This window comes from Pseudoflavonifractor sp. An184, assembly GCF_002160305.1.
GTDB lineage: Bacteria > Bacillota > Clostridia > Oscillospirales > Oscillospiraceae > Lawsonibacter > Lawsonibacter pullicola.
The window spans coordinates 1-4026 of the sequence record NZ_NFKI01000112.1; the positions used below are offsets into that span (position 1 = coordinate 1).

The following is a 4026-nucleotide window of genomic DNA, read 5'->3' on the forward strand; positions in this document are numbered from 1 at the left end:
GCTCCGCGCCGGTGGAAATGAGATAGATACGGGTGGTTTCAACGCTGGAATGGCCCAACACATCCGCCAGCTTGACGATATCCCGGCAGACCCGGTAAAAGGTCCGGGCAAACAGGTGCCGCAGGTTGTGGGGAAACACCTTGCTGGGCGCCACCCCCGCCTTTCTGCACAGCCGCTTCATCTCCGCCCAGATCTGTTTCCTGGACAGGCTCTTTCCGCTTCTGGTGAGAAAAATCTCGCCGGAGGCGGTTTTTTGCGCTTTGGCGTACTTTTTCAGCTTCCGGCACAATTTCCCCGGCAGGAGAATCGTCCGCAGCTTACCCTTTAACGCGATTTCCGCCCGCCCAGCCTGTACCGCCTCCACAGTAATGTACTTCACCTCGCTCACCCGGATCCCGGTGGCGCAGATGGTCTCCAGCAGCAGGGCCAGCCGTTCCCGGCCCAGGGCATGAGACGTGGCGAGCAGCTGTTCATATTCCTCCCGGGTGAGCTCCCGCCGGTCGTCCCGGAAGATTTTTCTCTGAACCTTTACCGGCTGAATCCGATATATTTCCCAACCGGCATGCCGGAGAAACTGGTTGACTGCGGCCACCATGGAATTTACACTCGCCGGAGCATAGCCCTGCTTCAGCAAACTATCCCGCCAAGCCGCCCCATTTTCGCCGGTGATTTCCGCTCCATTCAGCCACTTTGCAAAGCATCCCACATCCCGCAGGTATTTCTCTCTTGTTCCGATGCTTTTGTCCCGCTCCCGCAGCGCCTTTGCAAACGCTTCGAGCCGATCCTTTGTGATGCAGCGCTGTTTCATATTCACATCCCTCCAGTTACAATAGGTTGCTGCTTTGCCGCACGAAAAACGGCCAGCAGCACACAGGCTGCTGGCCGGAAAATTTTATATCTTTTCTCTGACTTCTTGGTGGAGGACGGTTCAGTTTCGAAACATAGGGCCATTCGACCACTCTTCTGAGCACACAGATTTCCGCTGAAGCATCCCCTCCGCCGGCGCGCTCTGCGGAGCTTCAATCAAGCCAGGAGCTGCACCGCCCGGTCAATGACCCGGTTGGCGGCCTCCTCCTTGGACAGCAGGGGGAGCTCCTCCGCCCCGTCCCGGGTGATAAGGGTGAGCACGTTGGTATCTACCCCGAATCCCGCTCCGGCCACCTTTAAATTATTGGCGCAGATCATATCCACATGCTTTTTCTCCAGCTTGGCCGCGCTGTTGGCCAGCATATCCCGGGTCTCCATGGAGAAGCCGCAGATTACCTGTCCCGACCGCCGGTGATCCCCCAGGTACTGGAGGATATCCCGGGTGCGCTTCAGGGGGATGGACAGGTCCCCGTCCTTCTTCTTCACCTTGTCGTCGCTGTAATCGGCGGGGGTGTAGTCGGCCACGGCGGCCGCCTTGAAAATGAAGTCGGACTGCTCCTGGCGGCTGGTGACCGCCTCAAACATATCCTGGGCCGAGACGATAGGCACCACCTCCACAAAGGGGGGCGGCTCCAGGGCGGTGGGGCCGGACACCAGGGTGACCTGAGCTCCCCGGAGCATGGCCATCCGGGCGATGGCGTAGCCCATTTTCCCGGTGGAGTGGTTCGTCAGATACCGCACCGGGTCGATGGACTCCTGGGTGGGCCCGGCGGTGACCAGCACCCGCTTCCCCGTCAGGTCGTGGGGCAGGGCCAGCAGGCGCAGGATGTGCTGAAGCAGCTGCTCCGGCTCCGGCAGCTTTCCGGCCCCCACGTCTCCGCAGGCCAGGCGGCCGGAGGCGGGGGCGATGACCTCCCAGCCGTAGCGGCGCAGGGTCTCCAGGTTGTCCTGAGTCACCGGGTTTTCAAACATGCCGGTGTTCATGGCGGGGGCGATGAGCTTGGGGCAGGAGCAGGCCAGCACCGTGGTGGTGAGCATGTCGTCCGCCAGGCCGTGGGCCAGCTTGGCGCACACGTTCGCGGTGGCCGGAGCGACCATCACCAGGTCCGTGCGGTGGGCCAGGGAGATGTGCTCCACCTGGTGGGAGAAGTTCCGGTCAAAGGTATCCACCATACAGCGGTTGCCGGTGAGCTGTTCAAATGTGAGGGGGGCGATGAATTTGGTGGCGTGCTCGGTGAGGATCACTTCCACCGAGCAGTGCTGCTTCACCAGGGCGGAGGCCAGAGCGGCCGCCTTATAGGCGGCGATGCCGCCAGTGACCCCCAGCAGGACGGTTTTCCCTTTCAGCATGATGATAAAATCCTCCTTCTTGCGGGATGGAAGCAAAATTTTGATATCAGGATTATGACACAAATCCAGCCGGTTGTAAAGGAACTGGTCCACATCCGCAAAGTTTTGGAAAATCTTAGCCTTGCAATCCAAGGGGAGTTTCGCTATAATGATGCGGATAAGAGGGCGGGGCCCGCCCTCGCCCTCTTAAATATTGCGCTGCATCCTCTCTGGGAGGAGCGGCAGCAGGAGGTAATCGAATATGAAAAACCGGAAGAAAGACACCCGCTGGCTGGTGGGCGTGGCCATGATGGCCGCCATCATCATCGTCATGGCCAACACTCCCCTGGGTTTTATCCCGCTGCCCATCACCAAGGCCACTACCACCCATATCCCCGTGATTTTGGGGGCAATTTTGCTGGGGCCCATGGCTGGGGCAATTTTGGGGGGCGTGTTCGGCATCTGTTCCGTGGTGGTGAACACCTTTACCCCTGGGCTCACCGCCTTCGCCTTCTCCCCCTTTATGAGCACCACCGGTCTGGAAGGGGCGGTCAAGGCCCTCTGGGTGGCGTTAGGCTGCCGCATCCTGCTGGGGGTGTTCGCCGGCTGGCTGTGGATCATTCTGAAGAAGTGCCGGGTCAACGACTGGATGGCTCTGCCGGTGACCGGCTTCGTGTGCACCCTGTTCCACACGGCCGTGGTCATGGGCAGCATCTTCCTCCTCTTTACCCAGCAGTACGCCCAGGCCCGGAATGTGGCCATGGAGGCGGTGTCCGGCCTGATCCTGGCTACGGTGACGGGCAACGGCATTCCCGAGGCCATTGTGGCCCTGATTGCCGTCACCGCCATCGGAAAAGCTCTGCTGCGGGTAACCCAGGTGCGGACTCTCCCCGCGTAAACCAAAGGATTTTTTGAGGTGAACTGTTATGCTCCTTGCCATCGACATCGGCAACAGCAATATTGTAATTGGCGGCATTGACGGGGACGACATCCGTTTTGAGGCCCGCATCGCCACCGACCGCATCAAGACCTCCGACCAGTACGGAGTGGAGATCAAAAACATGCTGGACCTGTTCAGCGTGCCGGTGGAGGAGGTAGAGGACTGCATCATCTCCTCGGTCGTCCCCCCGGTCTTCAACGCGGTGTGCACCGGCGTCATCAAGCTCACCGGGCTCAACCCCATGGTGGTGGGGCCGGGCATCAAGACCGGCCTGAACATCCAGATGGACGACCCCGCCTCGGTGGGCAGCGACCGGATCGTGATTGCCGTGGCCGCCCTGCTGGAGTACGCCCCTCCCCTGCTGCTGGTGGACCTGGGCACCGCCACCACCATCGAGGTGGTGGATCAGGGCAACACCTATCTGGGGGGCGCCATCATGCCCGGCGTGCGGGTTTCGGCGGAGGCTCTGTCCTCCCGGGCCGCTCAGCTGCCCGGCATTCAGCTGGACCGTCCCAGACGGCTCATCGGCAAAAACACCGTGGAGTGTATGCGCAGCGGCATCATGTATGGGGCCGCCGCCATGCTGGACGGGATGATCGAGCGCATGGAGGAGGAGCTGGGCAAGTCCACCACCGTGGTGGCTACCGGGGGCATGGCCCAGTTTGTGGCCCCCCTGTGCAAGCGGGAGATGAAGGTGGAGAAGGACCTGCTGCTGAAGGGTCTGAACGCCATCTACAAGAAAAACAAGAAATAAACGCAAAGGCCGCCGGCACAGCCGGCGGCCTTTCAGCTTGTCGAAAAACCTCTGTTCAGACGAATCCGCCCGAGTGTTGGCGGGGGAGCTCGAGGGGGCGGCAGCCCGCCTCGAGTGGGATCGAATGCCCTGAATG

Annotated in this window: 4 protein-coding genes; 2 read left to right on the forward strand and 2 right to left on the reverse strand. The window is 61.0% G+C overall.

The features are described from left to right. Both B5F19_RS16525 and coaBC read right to left on the reverse strand, forming a co-directional pair. The coding region (locus tag B5F19_RS16525) for a tyrosine-type recombinase/integrase (RefSeq protein ID WP_087292804.1) at window positions 1-808 on the reverse strand (808 nt) is incomplete at its 3' end. 215 nt (window positions 809-1023) lie between these two features. After that, window positions 1024-2217 (reverse strand): bifunctional phosphopantothenoylcysteine decarboxylase/phosphopantothenate--cysteine ligase CoaBC, encoded by a 1194-nt coding sequence (gene coaBC / locus B5F19_RS16530; RefSeq protein ID WP_087292813.1) that lies wholly within the window; start codon window positions 2215-2217, stop codon window positions 1024-1026. Window positions 2218-2458: 241 nt separating this feature from the next. Here coaBC and B5F19_RS16535 point away from each other — a divergent pair, with 241 nt between their 5' ends. Continuing rightward, window positions 2459-3094, forward strand: a complete 636-nt coding sequence (locus B5F19_RS16535) for an ECF transporter S component (RefSeq protein ID WP_087292807.1) — start codon at window positions 2459-2461, stop codon at window positions 3092-3094. A gap of 28 nt (window positions 3095-3122) precedes the next feature. Next, a complete protein-coding gene (locus tag B5F19_RS16540; RefSeq protein WP_087292810.1) occupies window positions 3123-3890 on the forward strand; it encodes a type III pantothenate kinase in 768 nt (255 codons plus the stop codon). The last annotated feature ends 136 nt before the right edge of the window (window positions 3891-4026 follow it).

Excerpts from the sequence above, each read along its gene's own strand:
- B5F19_RS16535 (WP_087292807.1), top strand. The coding sequence starts at position 2,459 with ATGAAAAACCGGAAGAAAGACACCCGCTGGCTGGTGGGCGTGGCCATG.
- B5F19_RS16540 (WP_087292810.1), top strand. The coding sequence starts at position 3,123 with ATGCTCCTTGCCATCGACATCGGCAACAGCAATATTGTAATTGGCGGC.
- coaBC (WP_087292813.1), bottom strand. The coding sequence starts at position 2,217 with ATGCTGAAAGGGAAAACCGTCCTGCTGGGGGTCACTGGCGGCATCGCC.